The sequence below is a fragment of the Sphingobacterium sp. UBA1498 genome (assembly GCF_002325125.1).
Lineage (GTDB): Bacteria > Bacteroidota > Bacteroidia > Sphingobacteriales > Sphingobacteriaceae > Sphingobacterium.
Genome location: NZ_DCRG01000004.1, coordinates 385,716 through 410,326, shown reverse-complemented (window position 1 = coordinate 410,326; position 24,611 = coordinate 385,716). Strand labels below are relative to the sequence as shown.

The 24,611-nt window shown below is 37.0% G+C and carries 16 protein-coding genes; 7 read left to right on the top strand and 9 right to left on the bottom strand.

The window, feature by feature from the left end; translation table 11 throughout:
• Positions 1–155: 155 nt before the first annotated feature.
• The 6 genes from B3139_RS04630 to B3139_RS04605 form a co-directional block, all read right to left on the bottom strand.
• Positions 156–3,473: a S41 family peptidase gene (locus B3139_RS04630; protein ID WP_293880265.1), complete on the bottom strand. Its 3,318-nt coding sequence runs from the start codon at positions 3,471–3,473 to the stop codon at positions 156–158.
• 142 nt (positions 3,474–3,615) lie between these two features.
• Entirely contained in the window at positions 3,616–4,368 is a 753-nt protein-coding gene (locus B3139_RS04625) for a zinc ribbon domain-containing protein (RefSeq protein WP_209576949.1), read from the bottom strand.
• A complete protein-coding gene (locus tag B3139_RS04620; protein ID WP_209576951.1) occupies positions 4,368–5,468 on the bottom strand; it encodes a Nif3-like dinuclear metal center hexameric protein in 1,101 nt (366 codons plus the stop codon). Before B3139_RS04620 ends, B3139_RS04625 begins: the two co-directional genes overlap by 1 nt.
• A complete protein-coding gene (locus B3139_RS04615) occupies positions 5,458–5,943 on the bottom strand; it encodes a hypothetical protein (RefSeq protein WP_293880261.1) in 486 nt (161 codons plus the stop codon). Before B3139_RS04615 ends, B3139_RS04620 begins: the two co-directional genes overlap by 11 nt.
• A 15-nt stretch (positions 5,944–5,958) precedes the next feature.
• The gene (locus B3139_RS04610; protein WP_209576953.1) at positions 5,959–6,720 is read right to left on the bottom strand and encodes an alpha/beta fold hydrolase; all 762 of its coding nucleotides are present in this window, start codon (positions 6,718–6,720) and stop codon (positions 5,959–5,961) included.
• A 203-nt stretch (positions 6,721–6,923) separates the two neighbouring features.
• Entirely contained in the window at positions 6,924–7,634 is a 711-nt protein-coding gene (locus B3139_RS04605; protein WP_209576954.1) for an SAM-dependent methyltransferase, read from the bottom strand.
• A 149-nt stretch (positions 7,635–7,783) separates the two neighbouring features.
• On the opposite strand from B3139_RS04605, the gene apaG reads away from it, so the two are divergent.
• From apaG to B3139_RS04585, 4 genes are all read left to right on the top strand, one after another.
• Entirely contained in the window at positions 7,784–8,170 is a 387-nt protein-coding gene (apaG, locus tag B3139_RS04600; RefSeq protein ID WP_209576955.1) for a Co2+/Mg2+ efflux protein ApaG, read from the top strand.
• A gap of 352 nt (positions 8,171–8,522) precedes the next feature.
• Positions 8,523–10,388: an ABC-F family ATP-binding cassette domain-containing protein gene (locus B3139_RS04595; RefSeq protein ID WP_293880258.1), complete on the top strand. Its 1,866-nt coding sequence runs from the start codon at positions 8,523–8,525 to the stop codon at positions 10,386–10,388.
• Positions 10,389–10,479: 91 nt separating this feature from the next.
• The gene (gene mnmG / locus B3139_RS04590) at positions 10,480–12,339 is read left to right on the top strand and encodes a tRNA uridine-5-carboxymethylaminomethyl(34) synthesis enzyme MnmG (RefSeq protein ID WP_293880256.1); all 1,860 of its coding nucleotides are present in this window, start codon (positions 10,480–10,482) and stop codon (positions 12,337–12,339) included.
• Positions 12,340–12,507: 168 nt separating this feature from the next.
• A complete protein-coding gene (locus B3139_RS04585; protein WP_293880254.1) occupies positions 12,508–14,097 on the top strand; it encodes an Ig-like domain-containing domain in 1,590 nt (529 codons plus the stop codon).
• 46 nt (positions 14,098–14,143) lie between these two features.
• Here the strand turns inward: B3139_RS04585 and B3139_RS04580 are convergent, their stop codons facing one another.
• Together B3139_RS04580 and nadB are read right to left on the bottom strand one after the other, a co-directional pair.
• Positions 14,144–14,650 (bottom strand): gamma carbonic anhydrase family protein, encoded by a 507-nt coding sequence (locus B3139_RS04580; RefSeq protein WP_293880252.1) that lies wholly within the window; start codon positions 14,648–14,650, stop codon positions 14,144–14,146.
• Between the two features lie 5 nt (positions 14,651–14,655).
• Entirely contained in the window at positions 14,656–16,248 is a 1,593-nt protein-coding gene (gene nadB / locus B3139_RS04575) for an L-aspartate oxidase (protein WP_209576960.1), read from the bottom strand.
• Positions 16,249–19,005: 2,757 nt separating this feature from the next.
• Between nadB and nadA the strand changes: the two genes are divergently transcribed.
• Together nadA and thiL are read left to right on the top strand one after the other, a co-directional pair.
• Positions 19,006–20,001 (top strand): quinolinate synthase NadA, encoded by a 996-nt coding sequence (gene nadA, locus B3139_RS04570; protein ID WP_209577375.1) that lies wholly within the window; start codon positions 19,006–19,008, stop codon positions 19,999–20,001.
• Positions 20,002–20,219: 218 nt separating this feature from the next.
• On the top strand, positions 20,220–21,272 hold the full coding sequence (gene thiL, locus B3139_RS04565; RefSeq protein WP_293880247.1) for a thiamine-phosphate kinase: 1,053 nt from the start codon (positions 20,220–20,222) through the stop codon (positions 21,270–21,272).
• A 29-nt stretch (positions 21,273–21,301) separates the two neighbouring features.
• Here the strand turns inward: thiL and B3139_RS04560 are convergent, their stop codons facing one another.
• Positions 21,302–22,090 carry a segregation and condensation protein A gene (locus B3139_RS04560; RefSeq protein WP_293880245.1) on the bottom strand — a complete coding sequence of 263 codons (789 nt, stop codon included), beginning with the start codon at positions 22,088–22,090 and terminating at the stop codon, positions 21,302–21,304.
• A 158-nt stretch (positions 22,091–22,248) separates the two neighbouring features.
• Between B3139_RS04560 and dxs the strand changes: the two genes are divergently transcribed.
• Positions 22,249–24,177 (top strand): 1-deoxy-D-xylulose-5-phosphate synthase, encoded by a 1,929-nt coding sequence (gene dxs / locus B3139_RS04555; protein WP_209576963.1) that lies wholly within the window; start codon positions 22,249–22,251, stop codon positions 24,175–24,177.
• Positions 24,178–24,611: the final 434 nt, after the last annotated feature.

Here is a 24,611-nt window from a genome sequence, read left to right as displayed (position 1 = left end):
AAATATACGCTAAAGATAACAATAAAAGCAGGTAAAGCCAATAAATAGCCGAATGCTGATCCATTCAAAATCATCAAAAGTTGCTATTGTATATGATCTAATCGCATCAAAAAGGGCTTTGAAAATTTTCAAAGCCCTTTTTGATGCGTATCTCATTAATTTACCCGAACTGGGTCTGCTGGCTTCTGAAGATTTTTGTATGGATAAGTTTTCATTTCATCCAACAGTATTTTCACTGTTTTCTCCAGTTGAGGATCACGACCTTCCAAAAGATCTTTCGGCAATTGTTCGATAAAAACATCCGGAGCAACGCCTTCATTTTCGATGATCCAATTTCCTTTGAGGTCATACACACCGAAGTTTGGAGATGTTATCCGCCCTCCATCCAGCAATGGAGGATAACCACTGATACCCACTAAGATTCCCATTGTGGTGCGCCCCACCAATTTGCCCAAGCCTTTAAAACGGAACATATAAGGCATCATATCACCGCCAGAACCGGCATTTTCATTGATGATCATAGCCTTCGGTCCATAAATACCGTTACCGGGTGTCGTGAATCCTTTTCCATCACGAATGCCCCAGCCGGCAATTAACTCGCGGGACAAGAGGTCGATCACATAATCAGCAACCCATCCACCACCATTGTTCCTTTCGTCCATCAGAAGAGCCTTTTTATCCATCTGAGCGAAGTAATAACGATTGAAATAAGTATACCCCTCAGGACCGGTGTTCGGCATGTACACGTAAGCTATTTGGCCATTACTCAAATCATTCACTCTCTTACGGTTTCGCTCTACCCATTCCATGCTACGCAAGTTCATTTCATCACCAAAAGAAATCGGTTTAACGATGACTTCACGTGCGCCAACCAATGAAGGTTTTGAATTGATTTTGAGCATCACTTGCTTCCCGACAGTATTGTCAAATAGGCTATAGATATCTTTATCTTCAGTCAATTCTGTACCATTCACAGCAACAATATAATCTCCTTCCTTGATGTTCAATCCAGGTTCAGCCAATGGTGCTCTGAAAGACGGATTCCATTCTAGACGCGTAAATAATTTAGCGATCTGATAGTATCCATTCTTTAGCGTATAATCAGCTCCAAGCACACCAACAGAAACTGAAGGTGTAGAAGGCTGATCTCCGGGATAAATATAATTATGTCCTACGACCATTTCTCCCATCATTTCATTCAATAAATAACCGAGATCAGAACGATGGTTGACAAAAGGTAGGAATTTTTCATATTTAGCTTTCATTGCTTTCCAGTCGGCGCCATGCATATTTTCCACGTAAAAATAATCCTTTTGCATTGACCAAACTTCATTGAACACTTGCTTCCATTCCGCTGCAGGATCCACCAGTTGCTGGATTCCAGCTAATTTAATTTCTCCAGCAGTAGGTGAGGCAACTTTTTGTCCAGCATTTACGATATTAAATCCATTTCCCGTTTGGAACAACATTTTCTTACCATCAGCACTAATAACATAACTACGTGCATTTTCCACTAAGGTTTTGTTTTCAAGTTCCTTAAAATCATAGGCACCAATCGTTCCACCGCGTTGATAGGTCAATTGATTAGGTACTAAACCATTCAAGTTCCAATAAGGTCCTGCCGGTAGAGGAAGCGCAACAATTCTATTTTCTATACGATCGAAATCAGCCTGAATAGATTTGTCGATTGGCTTGCTTGTCATTGCGGCTTCCTTTTTATCTTTTTTAGGAGATTTCTTATCGTTCTCTTTTAAGCGCTCCTTTTTATTAGTTTCTCCTTCTTCCTTTTTATCTGCGTTTTCTTCACGGATTTGCTCCTCATCACTATCATTTTTAAAGAAAGATGGCGTTTTGCTCGAAAGAATAAAAGCATAAACTGCATAGTCTACATTTCGCTGTACAGCGGACATATGTAAACCAGAATTCGTTAAACCTGTATTGGTACTTGCCGTAAAAAATAAATATTTACCGTCTTGAGAGAATGCCGTACTACGAGCAGAGCTCATACCATCGGTGATCTGCTGGGTTTTCTTTGTGTCCAAATTGTACATGAATACAGCAGGTACGCCATTTTCCAGCGTACGAATAAAGGATATCCATTTAGAATCTGGAGACCAGCTTGGCTGGAAATGATTGGATACCCGCCCTGTTTGGCCACTTAATTTATCATCAGCAACTTTGACAACTGCTTTAGAAGCGATATCAATATAATACAGATTGAGATGCGAATCATTGTAAAATAATTTCTTTGAATCGGGCGACCAAGTCGGCTCAAAATAGAAATTAGTTTCACCCAAATTAAAATATAATGGTTTATCTTTTCCGAACTGATCTGTCAGCACCAACTGATAAGATCCATTTTTGTCTGAAATATAAGATACCCATTTACCGTTTGGAGACCAATCTGGAAAACGCTCATGAGAACCCGGTGAATTTGATAAATTTCTAGCCTCGCCCTTTTCTTTAGGCACTGTAAATATTTCTCCTCTCGCCTCAAATAGTGCGCGCTGACCGGTTGGTGATAGTGTAGCATAGCGTATATCATCCTTGATATCTTTATAATACGGCCTTTTATACATCACATCCGTGTTTACACTAATATGCAGCGGAGTTACTTTATTATTGCTTAAACTCAACGTATTTAGTGCTCCAGCATATTCAAAAATCAAATCTGTGCCATTCCCATTCAGCGAACGCACATCATAGTCTTTGAAATCTGTTAATTTATCTACCTTCTTGGTCTTGGTATCATAACTGAAGATATTAACGATTTTATCGCGGTCAGATAGGAAATAAACCTTAGTACCCAACCATAATGGCTTAACGTCATTGCTTTTAACTTGTGGAATTGCTTCTATTTCTTTGGTTTTCGTATCGAAGATCCAAATAGTCGGCATACCGCCACCCCGATAACGTTTAAAGGCTACCCGGTCTCTTTCTGTAGGATCGGTATTCTTGATATAGGCCCAATAACGACCATCTGCAGAAGGGCTGCCTTGCGTGGCTTCAGGCATCATCAATGCCTTGTCCATTCCTGACATTTGTATATTGGAACTATATAATCGCGGACTTAAAGCATAGGTAAAATCTCGCGATGTTGTATAGTATACTTCATCATTGTTGAGCCATCCACGTAATACATCCGAAGAGGGATGATAAGTGATACGCTTGGGTTCACCTCCTGCTACAGGTATTACATAGACGTCGGTATTTCCGTCATAGTTGCCTGTAAATGCCACTTTCTTACCATCAGGAGAAAACATCGGATTCTGTTCTACACCAGGATTGGTTGTTAGTCGTCTCGGATTACTGCCATTTTTGTCAGCAATCCAAATATCTCCACCATACACAAAAGCGATATTATTAGCGCTTATACTTGGATTTCGAAGCAATAAGGTTTCTTGCGCTTTTGCTGACAGAAAAGTTGTTCCGACCAAAAATGCTGCAATTAGCTTGAAGTGAGTTCTATTCATAAACATGTTAAGGTTAAAATTTACCACATACAAAACTACGATTTTGCATAGTGGACCTAGTTAGTATATCAACAAAGTTGCATAAAAAAATGATTAAAAAAAAAGCCCTGCTATTTTTAGCAGGGCTTTTCTTTATCAACGATTAAAAACCGTACTCTTGTTCGATTTCCAATACAATACCTTCGTCAACCAAAACACGTCCACAGTGTTCGCAAATAATAATTTTTTTGCGCTGGCGGATTTCCGACTGCATCTGAGCAGGAATTTTATTGTGACATCCTGAACAGCTATCGCGGTCAATTGAAACCACAGCAAGTCCATTTTTGAATGAATTACGAAGACGGTAGTATACTTTGTTCAACCGATCTTCTATATTAGCCTCAGCTTCAGTAGCTTTCGCCAACAATCCATCTTCTTCCTTTTGAGTTTCAGAAGTAATGGTTTCCAATTCTTTCTTTTTTCCTTCAAGTTCGCCTTTGCTATACTCAAGATTCCCTACAGTAGTATCGTAGTTTTCTGTTTTATTGCGAATCTCGAATTCTGCTTCTTTAATTCTCTTTTCACAAACCTGAATCTCAAGACCTTGAATTTCAATTTCTTTTGAAATAGCGTCATACTCGCGATTATTCTTTACCTCATTTAGCTGCGACTCATATTTCTTGATAGCGGCTTGGGCATCCTTAATCATGTTCTTACGCTTAACGATCGAATCTTCTAAATCGTCTAAGTCTATTCTGATCTTCTCAATACGAGTTTCTAAACCCGCAATCTCATCTTCAAGATCTGCAACTTCCATAGGTAACTCACCACGAACTTGGCGAATTTTATCTATTTTAGTATGAATGGCTTGCAAAAGCCATAATGCTTTCAATTTTTGTTCTACGGTTTGTTCCATCAACTGTAGTATTTTATAGGGTTTGTATCTATTTCTGTTGTTAAGGTTGCAAAGTTAGGAAATTTTTTCGTAATAATGTCGTACAATAATTCTTGCGTAAATTGTTCGCTCTCAAAATGTCCTGTATCAGCAATGACGATTTCACCTTCAGCATCAAAGAATTCATGATATTTGTAATCGGCCGTCACAAAAAAATCAGCACCCGAACGTTTGGCAGCTCCGAGTAAAAATCCACCTGAGCCACCACAGACAGCTACTCTTCCAACCTTTTTACCTAAAAGCGCTGTATGGCGAATAACATTAAGTCCAAGTTTTTCTTTAAGATAAGCTAAAAAATCCAGTTCATCCATTGGTTCTGCTAAATTTCCGATCATTCCAGCCCCAATCTCACTGGCATTATTCGCAATATCAATCAGATCGTAAGCTACCTCCTCATAGGGATGGGCGTCATAAAGTGCTAAAAGCAACTTACGTTCGATGCTTTTCTGATAAATCACTTCTATCCGGGTTTCTTCAACACGTTCTTGCATGCCAACCTCTCCGATTGCAGGGTCCGCACCAGCCAACGGTCTAAAACTACCATAACCAGCCGTATTAAAGCTACATTGATCGTAATACTTTCCGACTTTTCCGGCTCCTGCATCGAATAAGGCCTGTCGAACATCTTCAACGTGACTTCTCGGAACAAAAACAACCATTTTTCGCAAAATATTTGTTTTAGATTCCAAAATCGCCTGATTCTCCAAACCTAGCTTGGTCGCAATCTTTGTATTCACGCCACCCGTAACATTATCCAGGTTCGTATGAATCGCATACAATGCTATTTTATGTTCGATTGCCTTAATAACCGTACGCTCCACATAATTCTTTCCATTGAATTTCTTCAATCCTTTAAATACAATTGGATGATGTGAAATAATTAAATTACAGCCTTTATCAATAGCTTCCTGGACGACCGATTCCGTACAATCCAACGAAATGAGCACTTTTGTAACCTCCTTATTCGCATCTCCCACAATAAGTCCAGCATTATCATAAGATTCTTGTAAATCTAAAGGAGCAAGCCGCTCCAAATAGTCAATGACATCTTTAATTCTCATGGTTTACAATTACCTCCTTTTCTCTAAATTTATTATGTTCTTCTAAAATCCGCTTATTTGCATTAATTTCAAACCAGTAATTTGCTAAAGTCACAAAATGCATAACAATTAGCACGCCTGAAATAGATAATGGTAATGGAATATTTGTTGCTAAATAAATCCAAGCATATAAGGATCCCTTTCTAAAGGTAGGATTTTCCTCAACGGCGATTTTCCGATCATAGAATTCGTTAATCAAAGAATCCCGCAAACGTGCAGCAACCTGAAAATTCCAATAAATATTCGCCAAAGGGATTGCGACCAACCACGATTGGTTAAGTGTCATTAATCGATTTTCTGGGGCAACCAATTTTAAAGTTTTCCGGATCGTATTTGCAAATAAAAGCCACACGATAATACGTATAGCGACGATAGCCAAGGCTGTATAAATTACCTCCGGCTTACTCAATTCTCTTACTAGTTCCTCTTGCGTCATTGAAATATCTATTGCTTATTTATTTTCCCTTTCTAACAAATCTACTAATTCTTTCAGCTTTTTTATTTGCGGATTGTGATCACCAACAAATTCGATTGTTTTAAAACCAAGACTTTTAGCTTTTTTATAAAATGGATAAAAATCATCCTTCTCCCACGCGGTCCCATCTTCATACGTTAAGATGTAGGTTGTTGGAATCCGATTTCGTTTCGGATTTATCAAATGAATTCTATCTGTAAGTGTTTTTATAGGGTGGGGGACGTCTCTCGGAAACTTAGTATCATCTTTTACCCAAAAAGGAAGAATATAGCTATCCTTTTCAAATTTCAAGAGTCCATTATCCTTACCCGGCTTCTGCATCAAATTTATCACTGATTCCTGGTCTGAAGGAAGGATAGCATCCAAATAAACCATTTTTTTGATTCGATCCGGAAGGCTGTCTGCTACAGCCGTTATAACCATACCACCATAACTATGTCCAACCAAAATGATATCATGAAGATCCTCAAACAAAATTGTATTCACCACATCATTTACATGAGTTTGCAGTCCAATAGATGAATCTGCTAGATGATAACGCTCTCCTAAACCAGTTAGTGTGGGACGGTAAATTTTATTTCCTTTTTTCTCCAATTCGGTAGCCGTATTTTTAAACTGCCAGGCACCGCCCCATGCCCCATGAACTATTACATAGGTAGAAGACTGTGCATAAAGACATTTGCCTAAAATAGTTAATGAAAAACAGAACATTAAACCAAATAATCTACAGTATTTCATATCGTTATATTTTTGAGTAATTTATATCAATTTATCTTTGTTTTACAGCGAATTATTCTATTCATCTTATTCTCACATAAAATTGAAGGATAAAAGACAAAATGTAAGCACTCACTCAACTTCTAAAAACAACTGAAAACCTATTTCCAGCAATTTTACAGCCTTATTATATAGTACCAAATAAATAGGGTAGGGGAGAACCATCAAACATACAAAAGGAATATAGTCGGTCTTTTATGAAAATCATCCTTTCGTTTTCGCCATTCAGCAATTGTAAAGCTCTGTATGGATTCATCTGGGGCTGTCATATTGGATGCTATACACAGTAAGGTCGACGGCTTACAGGTTTTCAGCAATTCTGCTAAAAGCTGATTATTCCTAAACGGGGTTTCAATAAAAATCTGCGTTTGTTTTTCACGTCCTGACTGCAGCTCCAGACTTTTAATTTCTTTGGCTCGTTCTATTTTATCGATTGGCAGATAACCATGAAAAGCAAATTTCTGACCACTGAACCCCGATGCCATAAGAGCAAGCAGAATTGAGCTTGGACCAACAAGTGGAACAACTTTGATTCCCAGCTGATGAGCACGGGCAACAATTGAAGCGCCCGGGTCAGCCACACCGGGGCATCCTGCTTCCGACATCAAACCCACATTCTTACCCTGCGTTAGGCCATCAAAAAAATCATTCATATTTCCTTTATCGCGCGCATGTTTCCCATAGTCATGAATTTTGAGTGCGCTCTGCGGAATCTTTAAACCCGCAAGTTTTAGAAATTTACGTGCTGTCTTTTCGTTTTCCACAATATACTCGTCCAATGAATTTATCGTTTCCACCAAAAAAGGAGTAAACGACTGGAAAGCTGCATCTTCACTCAAAGGAACAGGAATTAAATATAATATGCCATTTGCCATAATACAAACGTACTAATTAAGCTCGATTTGACTATACTAATTTTAAACTTAGCATTATTTAACCTTTTTAAATCATTAAAATTTCGAATTTTAAACTCATTATTAGTATTTTAGCATAAATATTTAGTGCAACAATAAACATCATTCAAATGATCACACAAATTACAGAAGGCGTAAAAATCTCGGTTGAAACCATCTATCAATCTGAGTATTCGAATCCGGACCGTGAACATTTTATGTTTGCTTATCATATTAGCATAGAAAATCTCAGCGATTACACTGTTCAATTGATAAGCCGCTATTGGAAAATTTTTGATGCAAAAGGAGACTATAGAGAAGTATCAGGTGATGGTGTAGTAGGAGAACAACCCGTTATTGAGCCTGGACAAACCCATCAATATACTTCAGGTTGCAATCTCAATAGCGAATTCGGATTTATGGAAGGATATTATAATATGATCCGAACACTAGACAACAGCAGCTTTCATGTTGAAATACCACGGTTCAATCTGATTGCAGATTACGCGTTGAATTAATTTTATCAAGGCAGTATCATTATTGCCAATTAATCATCCAACGAAGCTTTTTTCGCATCGAATAAGAAACTATTTCTTTATTTTTGCGAGCGTTCCAAATTAGCGGGTTATACCTATTCCTTTTGAATTCACGCTTCATGTGATGGAAAAGGTAAACCGAATACAGAACGCCACCCAATGCATTAAATTAGTCAGCAATCAAAAAGATTATTGATTTAATATATAAATAACTGATAATCAGAAATTTAATAAAAAAAATGATTATCAACATAATACCTACTACCGGGGATAGAGATCTCCTGGAAGGTACCGTGTTGTGTAATTTAATGAATATAATTTAGGGTGATATAACGTGAGTATTTTAGCTACAGAACAAGTCAGCCATTCTTTCCACGATCGATGGCTTTTTAAAGATTTACATTTCGGACTCCAAAAAGGAGATCGAGTAGCCTTGGTCGGAATCAATGGAACAGGTAAGTCAACCTTACTTGCCATTTTAGCAGAACGAATTCTACCGACTTCTGGAAAGGTTGTAAAAGAAAAAGGCATAAAAATTGGCTTCTTAGAACAGGATCCTGATTTCACAGGATTAAAATCTATCAATGATTTTATTTATAGTGCAGACAATGACCAGCAACGTCTTATCCGCGAATACGAAGAACTTCTTTCGGAAAGTAATATCGATGAAAAGAAGCTAGAAGATCTGACAGAGAGAATAAGCTCTTTGAATGCGTGGGAATATGAACATAATATAAAGACGATTCTCAATCGGCTAAATATTATGGATTTTCATCAGGATATTAAAAGTCTTTCAGGAGGTCAACGAAAACGGCTGGCATTAGCCAAACTTTTAATCGATGAACCTGATATCTATATCCTCGATGAGCCTACCAACCACTTGGATATAGAAACCATTGAGTGGCTAGAAAAGCTGTTAACGACAGGAAGCAAAACCGTTCTTTTGGTCACTCACGATCGTTATTTTTTAGACAATATCTGTACGGAGATACGCGAACTGGATAGGGGTAATCTCTATAATTATAAAGGAAACTATTCCTATTTTCTAGAGAAAAAATCTGAAAGAGAAGCGATCGATGCAGTGATGGTAGAGAAGAGCAGAAATCTTCTTCGTCGCGAATTGGAATGGATGCGGCGTCAACCTCAAGCACGCGGTACAAAATCCAAATCGCGTATCGATGCATATTATGAATTGGAAGAAAAATCTAAAGCTATTAAAGGAAACGACTCGGTACAACTTAGTGTAAAAGTGAGTCGACAGGGATCGAAAATATTGGAACTAGATAAAGTTTCTAAACGTTATGGCACAAAAGAAATCATACAGGATTTTTCCTATACGTTCAAAAAACTAGATCGTATTGGTCTAGCTGGAAAAAATGGAACGGGAAAATCTACCTTTTTAAACTTGATCACTGGTGAAGAATATCCTGACGCTGGAGTTATCGCTGTTGGAGAAACGACAGTATACGGATATTATAAACAAGGCGGATTGGAAGCAAATGAAAATGACCGTGTATTGGATGTTGTGAAGAATGTAGCAGATTATATTGAGATGGCAAACGGAGAGGTAATTACAGCTTCCCAGTTATTAACTCACTTTCTATTTCCTCCTGAAAAACAGTTTGGTTTTGTAAACAAGTTGAGTGGAGGAGAAAGAAAACGGCTACAGCTCATGCGTGTGTTAATGCGGAATCCAAATTTTCTTATACTCGATGAGCCTTCAAATGACTTAGATATCGACACCTTAAATGTATTGGAAGATTTTCTCGATAACTACAAGGGTATACTCATCCTGGTATCACATGATAGATATTTATTAGATAAACTAACGGATCAACTTTTTATTTTCGAAGGAAGGGGGAGAGTCCAAATCTACAATGGAAACTATGCTGACTTCAAACTCGAACAAGATGAGATCCAAAAGGCAGAGAAAGAAAGACAGAAAAAAAATATTCAAGAACAGGTAAAGCCAGTTGCAAAGGAAGAGAAGAAAAAGCTTTCTTACAAAGAGCAGCTGGAGTATAATAAACTCGAACAAGAGATAGAAAATCTCGAGCAAAATATAAAATTGAAAACGGAAGAGCTTAATCAATTAACAGATCATCTAAAGCTTTCGACACTTGCGGAGGAAATTGAATCGATACAAAAGAAGATAGATGAGAAATCAGAGAGGTGGTTATATCTTGCTGATTTTATGTAAAATTTCATAAAGCGTTTCACGTGGAACGAAGATAAAGCTTAAATTTGTAAACAAATAAAAACCACGTTTCACGTGGAACAAGAATAGAAATATGTTTAAAAAATATAATGTAATAGTAGTTGGTGCAGGTCATGCTGGCTGTGAAGCTGCAGCCGCTGCTGCGAACTTAGGTTCGTCAACATTACTCATCACAATGAATATGGGGGTAATAGCCCAAATGAGCTGTAATCCCGCTATAGGTGGAGTTGCGAAAGGTCAAATTGTACGGGAGATTGATGCGATGGGTGGATACACAGGTATCATTGCGGATAAATCAACAATCCAGTTCCGCATGCTTAATCTATCTAAAGGACCAGCTATGTGGAGCCCACGTACGCAAAATGACCGGATGCGATTCGCAGAAGAATGGAGGTTACAATTAGAGTCTCTACCTAATTTAGATATGTGGCAAGACACGGTCAAAGAGGTCATCGTAAAAAATGGTAGAGCCTGTGGCGTCATCACTTCAATGGGAATTGAAATAGAATCCGATGCTGTCGTATTAACCAACGGAACATTTTTAAATGGCGTTATCCATATCGGCGATAAGAAATTTGGAGGCGGTAGAACAGGAGAGAAGGCCGCCACAGGTTTGACCGAACAGCTTGTTTCACTCGGCTTCGAATCAGGTAGAATGAAGACCGGAACTCCCCCAAGGATAGATGGAAGAAGCCTCAACTATGCGCTGATGGAAGAACAATGGGGTGACGAAAAAAGAGGTAGATTTTCTTATACAGATGTAGATATACCCACAGAACAACGTTGCTGTTGGATCACCTATACCAACGATAAAGTACATGAAATGCTACGGACGGGTTTCGAAAAATCACCCATGTTTACCGGACGTATTAAAGGTTTGGGGCCTCGCTATTGTCCTTCGATAGAAGACAAAATTAACCGTTTTGCAGAACGTGACCGCCACCAGATATTTGTCGAACCTGAAGGTTTCAAAACAGTAGAGATTTATGTAAATGGATTTTCTACATCACTACCAGAAGATGTTCAACTAAAAGCACTACAATTCATCCCGGGCTTTGAAAATGCTAAGATGTACCGCCCAGGTTACGCCATAGAATATGACTATTTTCCGCCAATGCAATTGGATCTTACACTCGAAACGCAATTGGTAAAACATCTATTCTTTGCCGGCCAAATCAATGGTACAACAGGATATGAAGAGGCGGCTGCTCAAGGTTTCCTTGCGGGTATTAATGCACATCAACGTATCAATGATGATAAAGAACTTATCTTAAAAAGATCCGAATCATATATAGGTGTATTGGTTGATGACCTCGTAACAAAGGGAACAGAAGAACCTTACCGGATGTTTACATCAAGAGCAGAACATCGATTGTTACTCCGCCAGGATAACGCGGATATTCGCCTTACTCCATTAGCGTATAAATTGGGACTGGTAGGTGAAAAAAGAGTAAAGAAAGTACAGGATAAAATAGATAACTCTACAAATATAATCGCCTACTTAAAACAAAATTCCACTAATCTTGAAAAGATGAATACCGTACTGGCTGATGTAGGTTCAAGTGCACTTGCTCAAAAAACCAGATTAAGTAATGTATTGGCAAGACCTCAGGTTAGTATTCAAGATATCATCAAAGGGGATGAAAGTTTTGCGCAATTTGTAGCACAATTCGATAACGATACCATAGAACAAGCAGAGATCAATCTTAAATATGAAAGCTATTTCGAAAAAGAAATAGAGATTGTAAATCGCATGAAAAAGATGGAAGATAGAGAAATAAATCCGGACTTCGATTATAGTTTGTTAAATTCACTGTCCATCGAAGCAAGGCAAAAATTATCGAAGGTTAAACCACGTACACTTGGTCAAGCTTCACGAATCTCGGGCGTTTCACCTTCTGATATCAGCGTATTGATGGTTCACATGAGTTAAATAATTGATTTACAGATTTTTAATCTAAATACATATATAAGCTTGAAATAAGCGATTTAAGACAATATTCTATTTTTTATGACAACTTCTTCAAAAGAAAATAAAAGTAGCTCAGAAAGGCTAAAAAATAGCTTTACGCCAAGATTACTTATTTTAAGCTTGTTTATCATGCTTATTGCCTTATCAATACAGTGTGCGAGTATACAGCAACCAACTGGAGGGCCAAAAGATTCTATTCCGCCTAAGATTCTATTGGAAAATCCGCCGAATTTCTCGAAGAATTTTACAGAAAAAAAAATAGTCATCACTTTTGATGAATACATTAAACTCGCCAATCAACAAAAAGAATTTAGTGTGACGCCCGATATGGGGAGCAATCCGGAATTTAAAGTCAAGAAAAAAAATCTTGAAATCACCCTTCCAGATTCTCTTGAAAAGAATACCACATATAGCATCTACTTTGGTAAAGGACTTGTCGATTATAATGCAGGAAATGCATTGGTCAATTATGCTTACGTGTTTGCTACCGGAGACAAAATCGACTCGCTCAGCATATCTGGTAATGTAAAAAGTGCAATAACTAAAGAGGTAGAGAAAGAAGTTAAAGTCTTATTGATCCCCATTAGCCAAGATTCTATTTTTGGTAAAAAGAAGGCAAATATATTTACGACAACAGATACTGCAGGCAATTACAAACTAAATAATCTAAGGGAGGGAACATACCGCATTTACGCACTCCAGGAAAAAAATAATGACAGAATCTATAACGGTGCCGACGAAGAAATAGGTTTCTTAAAAGATTCTATCGTACTAGAGCGAGATCTGAGCAACATTAATCTTGAAATATTCAAGGCCACTCCAAAGAAGTTTAGAACGTTAGAAAAGAAATTTGAAAAAAATGGAAGTGTACTCCTTATTTTTAATAGAAGAGTAGAAAAACCCAACTTAAATATTCTTGATGATGAAGTAAATAATAAAGATAAAATCATACGCTTTGCAAAAACCTCTGATTCTGCGACCTTGTTTATTCCAAATTTAAAAATAGACTCTTTAAAGTTGGCCTTAACGGAAAATGAGAAACCACTGGATACCATCCTGGTTAGAAAAGGAAACGTAAAAATAGAACAAACAATAGACCCTATTTTTACACCAAATAACGGGAGGGTCGATCGCATCACTCACCTTCAAGTGTCCGCTTTCACACCAATAAAAAATATAGACAAGACAAAATTAAAATTCAAGGAAGATTCGTTGGTGCGGACCAATTATCAGCTGGCTGTGGATACAGCGAATTCAAACATCTACCACATTCGATATAATTGGAGGAAGGATAAAAAGTACCAAATTGAATTTGCAGAAGGCGCTATTACGGGCTATTTTGGAGAACAAAACAAAGAAAAAAAGCTGGATCTTACTTATGATGATAGTGAAAACTATGGGGATCTTACCTTTGATTTCACGGACCTCGATAGCAATACAACATACTTAGTCGAATTGATCAATGAGAAAAAAGACAAAGTCTATCGCTTAGACAAAATAAGCATAGATAAACCGGCAGTAGTGTATAAACAATATCCAGGCGGTAAATACAGTTTGCGTGTAATCCGAGACGATAATGATAACGGTATCTGGGATACCGGAGATGTAGAAAAAAAGACTTTTCCAGAACCCGTTGTATACTTAAACAAAGTATTCACGATACGAGCAAACTGGGAGCAAAAAGACAGTTTTTCATTAAGTGGCCTCAAGAAAGAATAATCGAGGCCACTAAAAAAGCCTTTTACACATTCCTAAGTCGTTTAAGCTAAAACCAAGAACTGTATAGAACATAATTATGCGGTAACTGTAGTAACAAATCTTTCTGTTCTTCAGTTAGCGCTTTTATTTTTTTTGCTGGCACACCGGCATATAGGAATCCGGACTCACAGCGCGTATTTTCTAAAACGACAGCCCCAGCAGCAATAATTACATTCGATTCGATCACAGCATTATCCATTACAATAGCGCCCATACCAATAAGTACGTGATCTTCAACAACGCAACCATGTACCATAGCTTGGTGTCCTATGTTTACATAACTGCCAATTGAAGTACCACATTTCTTATAAGTGCAATGTACAACAGCTCCATCTTGGATATTTGTATAGTTCCCTATTCGAATATAATTGACGTCGCCACGTATGACAGCATTAAACCAGACCGAACAATGATGTCCAATCTCAACATCACCTACAATCGTCGAATTGGGCGCTAAGAAGCACTCTTCAGCAATTAGCGGTGACTTATCCAAAACGGGTAAAATAAGTGCCATATCTCTTAGAAAATTGTATCCTGTAATATTTCGGAATGCTCGGGATGGTCAGTTGTATAATGCAATCCTCGACTTTCCTTTCGCAACATCGCCGATTTCGTAACAATGTAAGCTACTTGAATCACATTTCGTAATTCACAAAGTTTGACAGAAAGCCTGGTATTTCTATAAAACTCCTCTGTCTCCTCATATAATAGATGGAGCCGCTTAAGCGCTCTTTCAAGCCTAAAATCAGAACGGACGATACCAACATAATCGCTCATGATCTTTTGGCATTCGCGCAAATTGTGAGTCACCAAAATATCTTCATTAGAACGCGAGGTCTCAGAATCATCCCATTCAGGAACATCACTTATATGACTGATTGTTTCAACCAATTGCGTCGCATCTAAGAATATACGATGGGCATATACAAGTGCTTCAAGCAGCGAGTTGGAAGCCAGTCTATTTGCGCCATGCAAGCCTGTAGAAGAACACTCTCCGCAGGCATAAAGATTGAGAATACTGCTACGCCCAAAATCATCCACATAAATTCCACCGCAAAGATAATGCGCTGCAGGTGTCACCGGTATAAAGTCTTTGGACATGTCAAGTCCAATAGAAAGACATTTCTCATATATATTCGGAAAGTGTTTGATAATATCGTCCTTATCCCTATGCGTGATATCGAGATATACATAATCAATACCAGATTTCTTCATCTCCGCATCAATAGCTCTAGCCACGATATCTCTCGGAGCCAACGAAGCTCGCTCATCATAGTCCTCCATAAAAGACTCTCCATTGACTCTTCTTAAAATACCTCCAAATCCTCTCACTGCTTCGGATACGAGAAACGCAGGTGAGTCCTTAGGGTTATATAGTGACGTGGGATGAAATTGCATAAACTCCATATTACGCACCTTCCCTTTGGCTCTATACACCATCGCAATACCATCGCCAGTGGCAATGGTCGGATTAGTTGTGCTTGAATATACATGCCCAGCTCCACCGGAAGCCATTACCGTAACCTTACTCAAAATTTTATCTACGTGATGAGAAAATGTGTTGAAAGCATAGATACCATAACACGTGATATCCGTTTTATTCTTATCTACATATTCACCCAAATGGTGTTGTGTGATTAAATCAATGGCAAAGTAATGTGTTACAATTTCAATATTTGGATCGACATGTGCCTGCTCTAATAGTGCCCGTTCTATTTCGTAACCGGTGATATCCTTGTAATGTAATATGCGATGCGCCGAATGCCCCCCCTCCTTTGCTAAGTCATAAAGTCCAGATTCTTCCTTATCAAAGGATGTTCCGTAGGAAATCAGCTCTGCAATACGATCAGGAGCCTCGCGAACGACGTTTTCCACAATTTCAACATCACATAATCCGTCCCCAGCTATCTGAGTATCAACAATATGCTTTTCAAAGCTATCGGACTTATCCACAACAGCAGCTACCCCCCCTTGCGCATATTTTGTATTTGACTCATCCTCATTAGACTTCGTGACTATCAACACTTTACCGAATTTAGAAGCTTTTAATGCGAAGCTTAATCCAGCTATACCTGATCCAATGACCAAAAAATCGACCTTTCTATCTGCCATATATTTTAAATTCACAAACTATCCCCAAAAGTGACGATTCAAATTAACGAAAAATGTGGAAAACGTGTAAATAAAAGGTTAAATAAAAATGAAAAGTATTTAACAANNAAAATCTTTGTTTAGTTTTGTAAAGTTCAATCAGACGCTTCTACGTTTCGATATTTGGAACTTGTAAAAGATCCCATCGAAATATTCGAATCTGATTGAGTTTATTTAGTTTTTATTCATTCTATTCGCTTTCTAAAGTGGTTTAGAAAGCAATATTTATTTAATTTTTTTTTGATATGGATTTAATGTGATTTTAAGAGGCTTAATTTCAAAATCTGTTGCACTTTTTGCAATCGAAAGCTTATATAATTCGATATTTTAAGTTTTTAATTTTTATTATGGATTTTATGCAATTCTAAGGGGCTCAAATTGTTAAAAATGCTATTTGTAAATTTAGCTTAGATGCTGTGAGGTTTCAATATTCGCTATTTTAAAGAAAATAGTGCATTTTATTGGATTGTAAAGTGCCTGGATTTGTTCCAAATAGTTTATCTGTTGACTTTTTGCTTTAGAAAACTAATTTTAGTGTGCTTTAGATTTGTCTATTTCTATTTTTATAAAAATGGAAATTTAATAACTCATTCTGAGCTATTGGATTTTTTGGCATTGATTTTTCAAGCAATCAAATCATTGAAATTCTTCCAGATTGATAGATTTGAGGTGTATTGATTATAAATTTTTGAGCTTTAAGCACTTTTTAGTTAAGATATTTAACTCTTTTCTACGATGTAGATTTTATATTCAAATTTATAGACGTCAAATTTTAATTTAAACGCTTTTACAATTGAGTATTCAGTTATAATCAGATTCAAATACTTTCTGTAAGATTGTAGACGCCTTTATTTGAAAATTTGATTTTAAACGCTGAAGCAGATAATTAAAGGGATTGAGATTTTTAGATAAAATAATTTGTTCGAATAATGTATTGTAGTACAAACAATCTTGTTATATTTGTTGCCCAACGTCAATTTGTATTTGGAATTAGTGAATGTTGGCTTGTGAGATTTGAGTATTCTGAATGATGATTTAGAAGTTTTCTTATAAAGAATTCTAAAGGGGTTTATTTTTTAAATAAACGCTTTACAGATCGAATAGATTAATGTTAAATGATAATTTTATCCCCTATTCAATCCTAAGCGATTAAGTGTATTTTAGAATTTAAAAAGTGTTTTCGAATTGCTATTTATTTTAAGTCTAAAATTTATGTATTTAACTTTATATTATTTTTTTAGGTTATTATTTTAGAGCTGGTTTATTTATAGATTTTAGTAAGTAATTGGTGCGCTATAATATTTAATTCCTTTTAATAGCGATTTTATATTTATGTCTAACAGTTTTAGAAATAACAGGCTGCGCCTTTTAGTATGATTTTGTAATTCGAGTGCCAAAATAAGCCATTGATCTACAGATTTTGGATTGATTTAGCTCATTTTTTATATTAAACCTCTTTACAATTGAGTAAATACCCATTTATTGGATTATATCGTTAATATTCGATTCTCAGAGGGTTTGTTTAGAAAACACACAAGATCGATTTTGGGTAGAATTCGATAGTAGACTATTATTTTTATAAATAGGCTTTGAGATTAGTTTATAATTGAATTCGTTTTATATATATAGAAATATTCAATTCTTATCGAGTTTATTATAAATATACAGTTCCTAGATCCAGTTCCTACCTGGTTGCAATTGATTTGTCCTTATAAGATTATACTATTTACCACACCGCGAGTTTTTTTTCAAAATATGCTCTTCTAGCGCCCTTACTTTATTGCGTAAATTTTGATTGTATAGTATGCAACTAGTTGAATGTGTATTTGCAGTTCAACAGTTGTTAGCGCTGTGCTTAATATTATCTGGAATTAGTTCGAATTACAAAGCACTAATAAATCTGCAGCGCTTAATAGGCAGCTTGCGGTAAATGGAAGTTAGAATGAAAAATAGAGCTACAGACGATTGTCAAGCGCTTTATTCTCCATTTTGCTACACATATTCAGTATTCTTTCTTTTCACCGTTTCAAATTCATAGCGTATTGGCTGATTTAACCCCCTGAGAATTCAATAAAAATTTATTGATCAAGTCCTAGACCATAAATCAGTTCTATAATGACTTTAAATCCGCAAGTCGTATTAAATGTTAATAAATAAAGCTTCGTTTTGTGGCATATTTTTCATTGTTTTGTAATGTGGCGAAGAACGTTCCTTAGGCTCCGAAAGAGGAATATTAGCGAAACTGATTTTCTAACATAGAAATAGTTTACCATAAACCCGCTGAGCTTTTGATAAAGGATATATGTCTTAATTACATGCTTTATATTCGATTCTAGAAGGGTTTATTTTTAAATGATCTTTCTTTATTGTTTTTTAGAGATAATAATTTAACTATTATTTTTGAATATAAAAGCTTTATAGTTGAAGAACCATTCGGTTTTCTTTCTTGTTTGCTAATACAGATCATAACTGGGAGCGATTATCGGATCAGATTTCGGAATTGGTACCGTCCAGTAACCCGGATAATTAATACAAATCATTTGTAGCCGAAAGAATAATTGATATTTTCATTATCAACCATTAATATCCGAATGCTAGATACTATTTCCTGTTGATTTGAAGGGTAAATTGCGATCATTATATTAATTTGCTTTTAATTGACTTTTATATATGCAACAATGCTTATTTTTGTCATTCACAAAAGTTGAAACTACCCGCATGGAAATTGTAAATTATGAGCTTCAGGCCAAAGGTTATATCGATGCTCCGATCGATCCTTCATTGGATTTGGTTGAAGAAATCCAACGATTGAAGAAAGAAAAGAATGCTGTAATATTGGCTCATTATTATCAAGAGTCTGAAATTCAGGATATAGCCGATTATATTGGAGATAGCCTAGGACTATCACAAGAGGCAGCCAAGACGGATGCGGATTTAATTGTTTTTGCTGGCGTGCATTTCATGGCGGAAACAGCCAAGATACTTTCGCCTACAAAAAAGGTTATTTTACCTGATGCCAAAGCTGGTTGTTCGTTGTCGGATTCCTGTCCACCACATCTTTTTGCGAAGTTTAAAGAACAATATCCAGATCATTTGGTCATCACTTATGTGAACTGTACCGCTGAATTGAAAGCGCTTTCAGATATTGTATGTACATCAAGTAATGCTGTTCAAATAGTGGAGAGCTTGCCTGAGGACCAAAAAATCATCTTTGGTCCCGATCGTAATCTAGGGACATACGTTAAAAAGAAAACTGGCCGGGATCTAGTCCTTTGGAACGGCGCTTGTATGGTGCATGAGATTTTTTCCCAGGAGAAAATTGAACGTTTGAGAGCCGAATATCCGGATGCGAAATTTATTGCCCATCCAGAGTGTGAAGATCATATTCTAGCGAACGCAGATTATGTCGGATCTACAGCTGGAATGCTGAAATTTACTCAAAATGATGCGGCTCATTCCTATATCGTTGCTACAGAATCAGGCATTCTCCATCAGATGCAGAAAGCGAGTCCTCATAAGACTTTTATACCAGCGCCACCCAACAATGCTTGTGCATGTAATGATTGTCCACACATGAAGCTGAATACGCTTGAGAAGCTCTACAATTGCCTTAAGTTTGAATCGCCTGAAATTCTTCTTCCTGAAGATGTTATTTTTCGCGCCCAGCGTCCGATTGAACGCATGCTGGAAATATCGGCGAGCTTGGGACTATAGCGATTAGCATAATTTGGGTATTAGCGATAGAAGAAAAGACTGGTTTTCGATAGCGAGCATGAGCTTTTCTTTTTTTCATAGCAGAAACGAGAATTACGACTCGACAAGTGCGGAAAACTGTTGGATTTTATTGCGAAAACTGTTTTGTAATGTCAGTACGATCAATCTTTGAGATGATTGTTTGGCATTATCGATAATAAACTTTTAAACTTTTTAACATGTTTGATTTTGACAATACCGAGCGAACCAATTTAGAAGAAATGGGTGAGTTCGGACTGATTGATTATATAAGCAAAGCTGTGGAATTAACAGAGAAGTCTACCATTAAAGGTATAGGTGATGACGCCGCCGTTTTGGATTTTGAGGGTAAGAAAACTTTGATTTCTACTGACTTACTTTTGGAGGGAATTCATTTTGATCTTCGTTATGTTCCTTTAAAGCATCTAGGTTACAAAGCTGTTCAGGTCAATTTGAGCGATATCTACGCAATGAATGGAATAGCGTCTCAGATTACCTTTTCAATAGGCTTGTCCTCAAAATTTCCATTGGAAGCCGTCGAGGAGATTTATCAGGGAGCTTTAATTGCGTGCAAGAAATATAACGTTGATTTAATAGGAGGAGACACGTCTGCTTCAGCACAAGGATTAGTAATTTCTGTCACGAGTATAGGTTACGCTGATGCAGATCAAATCGTTTATCGTAGTGGCGCTCAGGAAGGCGATTTATTATGTGTCTCTGGCGACCTGGGGGCAGCTTACATGGGCTTACAGCTGCTTGAGCGTGAGAAGGATATTTATCTAGAAAATCCAAATGTACAACCTGATCTGGAAGGAAAAGATTACATCGTTGAGCGGCAATTAAAACCTGAAGCCCGTAAAGATATTATAGCTTTATTTGCTGATCTGGGAATTAAGCCTACAGCGATGATGGATGTTTCAGATGGGCTTGCTTCAGAGATTCTTCACATCTGCCGACAATCGGACAAAGGCTGTCGGCTATATGAAGAAAAAATTCCGCTTGATCAGATGACTTACGATACTGGACGGGAATTTGGAATTGATCCGACTGTAGCGGCGTTGAATGGCGGTGAAGACTACGAATTATTGTTTACAATCGCGCAGGCAGATCACGATAAAATTAAGAATCTGCCAGACATCAGTATTATCGGTTATATGACTCCCAGATCCGAAGGTTGCGAGATGATTTCTAAATCTGGAAATCTTTATCCGATTACAGCGCAAGGATGGAATGCTTTTAAGAAGAAAGATTAAAAAAAAGACCTGTCTTAGACAGGTCTTTTTTATGTTTCTTCAGTTTCTAAGATAAATTCTTCCTCTTCATTTGGATCTCTTCCACCAACGTTGAAATTGTTGTAGCCCAAGCCTACTTCAATCTGTAACAATCGCTGCTGAAGCATTTCAAGAATGGCCAAAAAGTTATAGACGAACTGAATTTTATTTTCTGAGTTTTTAAGAATTTCCTGAAAATCCAATTTTTTGTTAATCTCAATGAGTTCGGCTATTGCTTTCTTTTGTTGTTCAATTGTGTAAGGGTATTTGACAACCGTATGGGTTACTTCTGGCGGACGATTACGGAATTGATACATCATTTGCTCGTAGATCATCATTAGGCCATAAAGGTCGAAGTTATCCAAATTTTCGCCGCTAGAATCTAGCTTAAGTCTTTGCTGGATATCGAAACGTATATTGCCTCGGCTATAGCATTTTAGACGATTCTCTTCCAATATTCTAAGATCTTCGCAGGTTTCTTTAAATTGTTTATAGAGAATAAGTTTTTGAACAAGATCTTCCCTAAGATCAATTTCATTCTCATTATCGTCCAAATCTGGACGAGGCAATAGCATTTTAGCTTTAATACGCATCAGCGTTGAGGCAACGAAGATAAATTCACTTGCCATTTCCATATTGAGCGCTTGCATTTGGCTCACATAAGACAAAAAATCATCTGTAATCTTTGAAATTGGTATATCGTGGATGTTTAGTTCATCCCGTTCGATAAAAAATAATAGTAAATCAAAAGGTCCCTCAAATTGAGGAAGCTTGATTTCGTAGCCTTCTTCTACTTGCATATCTTATACAAATTTACATATAAAATCTTTTGCAGTAACGCTTATGCAAACTATTCATTATTTTATTTGTTGTACCTCAATATGTAAATGCGATTTATTTTAAAGATTAAATAAATTTGTCGTTACTTTGTGAGTATACATCATGTAAATAGCATACTATGCAGTTTGAGACTGGAGAACTATTAAGTAAAATAAACGATCCCTCTGATCTTAAAAAGCTAAAGGAAGACCAATTAGAACAATTAAGTCAGGAATTACGTCAATTTATTATTGATCAAGTTTCGGTTAATGGTGGTCACTTTGCAGCAAGTTTAGGAGTTGTCGAATTAACGGTAGCATTACATTACGTAATGAATACCCCCTATGATCAATTAATTTGGGATGTCGGTCATCAGGCTTATGGGCATAAAATTCTAACGGGTCGTCGCGATATATTTCATACCAATCGAATTGAGAACGGAATCTCGGGTTTTCCCAACCGTTTTGAATCCCAGTACGATGCATTCGGAGTTGGTCACTCATCGACTTCTATTTCCGCTGCGTTGGGTATGGCAGTTGCATCTCAGATAAAAGGTGAAAAAGACCGCCAGCATATCGCCGTGATCGGTGATGGCGCGTTAACAGGAGGAATGGCATTTGAAGCATTGAATCATGCAGGAATTTCTAAATCCAATCTTTTAGTAATTTTGAATGATAATTGCATGTCGATAGATCCCAATGTTGGTGCCTTAAAGGAGTATTTGACAAGTATTACCACCTCAAAACGATACAATAGATTTAGAGACGATATAGCAGCAGTATTAACTAAGATTTCCGAAGTTGGTCCTAATGCTTTGGGGATTGCCAAGAAATTGGAAAAAAGTATAAAAGGAACTTTACTGAAGAATGCTAATCTCTTTGAATCTCTAAATTTTAGATATTTTGGCCCAGTTGATGGGCACGATGTTAAGAAATTAGCAAAAACGCTTGAAGACCTTAAGCATATACCAGGCCCCAAATTATTACATGCTGTTACTGTTAAAGGAAAGGGCTTTGCGCTGGCTGAAAAAGATCAGACAAAGTGGCATGCTCCTGGTTTATTTGATAAAATTACAGGTGAGATCAAAAAATCGCTCAGTGATAAACCTGTAGCTCCCAAGTTTCAGGATGTCTTTGGACATACCTTGGTGGAGCTCGCAGAACAAAATGATAAGATCGTGGGGATAACGCCGGCAATGCCATCAGGATCTTCTATGAATATCATGATGAAAGCCATGCCCGAACGTGCTTTTGATGTGGGTATTGCTGAACAGCACGCTGTCACATTCAGTGCGGGACTCGCAACTCAGGGACTATTGCCATTCTGTAATATCTATTCGTCGTTTATGCAACGAGCATATGATCAGGTGATCCATGATGTTGCATTGCAGAATCTGAACGTCGTTTTCTGTTTGGACCGTGCGGGCGTTGTAGGCGCAGATGGTGCCACACACCATGGGGCTTATGACATCGCATTTATGCGCTGTGTGCCTAATATGACTGTCTCTGCTCCGATGAACGAGGAAGAATTACGTAATTTGATGTACACAGCTCAATTGCCGGACAAAGGACCCTTTGTCATCAGATATCCTAGAGGAAATGGTGTTATGCCAGATTGGCGCCGCCCATTTATGGAAATCGAAATTGGAAAAGGACGTCTTATAACGGAGGGAGAAGAACTTGCTATCTTAAGTTTTGGAGCTATAGGAAACGAAGCTGTTAAAGCTGTACAGCATTTGAATGAATTAGGTATACATCCAGCACATTATGATCTTCGGTTTGCCAAACCATTAGATGAATCCTTACTCCATCAAGTCTTTAAGAAGTTTAATAAGATTATTACAGTGGAAGACGGAAGTTTACAGGGGGGCATAGGCTCGGCTATATTAGAATTTATGGCTGATCATGGTTATCACAGCCAAGTAGTTCGTTTAGGTATTCCAGATAAGATCATTGAACATGCTGAACAAAATGCTCAGTGGAAGAACGCACGCTATGATGCAACTGCAATCATCGTAGAAGCTAAGAAACTTTGCGACGGAAAATTGACCAGTTCAATGGTCGGATAAAACCTATGCACTTGAAAAATAAAAAGGAGATCCAGATGGATCTCCTTTTTTTATTTTTCAAGTTTTAAGTTCATCAGGAACATCACATGTTACAATGTGTTTTTTCATTCAGGTAATTTATACGGATTTTTATTTTACAAGTATGTATTAATTTGGTGAAATGTACATTAGCAATGATGTTAAGTTGGCTTTAAATTCTTATGAATTTATTATTAAAAATATATGAACCAAAGATTGTAAATAGCTATTATTTTGGTTAATTTAGATCAGCACCTTAGGAAGCGAGAAGTAGTAAGTTTACACGTCTTTTGGTTCTTTTTTTTAAATAAATTTGGAATGTTAATAATTATTTTTAGAGATCAATTTTAGCGCTAGTTTTCCACAATTTTACACTGTAAATTGCTGACATATAATAGTTTATTAATTATTTTATA